Source organism: Pseudomonas koreensis (assembly GCF_036668835.1).
GTDB lineage: Bacteria > Pseudomonadota > Gammaproteobacteria > Pseudomonadales > Pseudomonadaceae > Aquipseudomonas > Aquipseudomonas koreensis_I.
The window spans coordinates 1-418 of record NZ_JAZEVW010000039.1 but is presented as its reverse complement, the minus strand read 5'-3'; the positions used below and the strand labels follow the sequence as shown (position 1 = coordinate 418).

Genomic DNA, 418 nt, shown 5'->3' with positions numbered 1-418 from the left:
CGTTCCAGCCACGCTCGGGCGACCAGTTCGTCGAGGGTTTGATTGCCGACGAGCGCAACCTCGCCCCCGAATCCTACCAAAATTACGAAGTCGGCGCGAAGTGGCAGCCCACTCCCGCGCTGATCGCGTCGGTGGCCGCCTTCCGCCTTGATCGCACCAACGCGACCACGCCCGCTCCGAACAATCCGCTCCTGCTGCTAAACGTCGGCGGGACCCGTACGGAGGGAGTTGAGACAGAGGTGACCGGGCAGTTGCTTCCAACACTGAACGTCAGCGCGAGTTACACCTGGCTCGACGCCCGTCTGCGTGGCAACGAAGCAGTCCGTCTCGCGCAAACGCCGCGCGCTCGCGCCTCGGTCTGGGCGCGCTGGCAGGCAACCCCTCGCTTCGGACTAGGCGCCGGCATGGTCCACCAGTC

1 protein-coding gene is annotated in these 418 nt (G+C 66.3%); it reads left to right on the top strand.

The window, feature by feature from the left end; translation table 11 throughout:
• On the top strand, window positions 1–418 hold a 418-nt coding region (locus tag V6F91_RS27205), incomplete at both ends, for a TonB-dependent receptor domain-containing protein (RefSeq protein WP_332769940.1).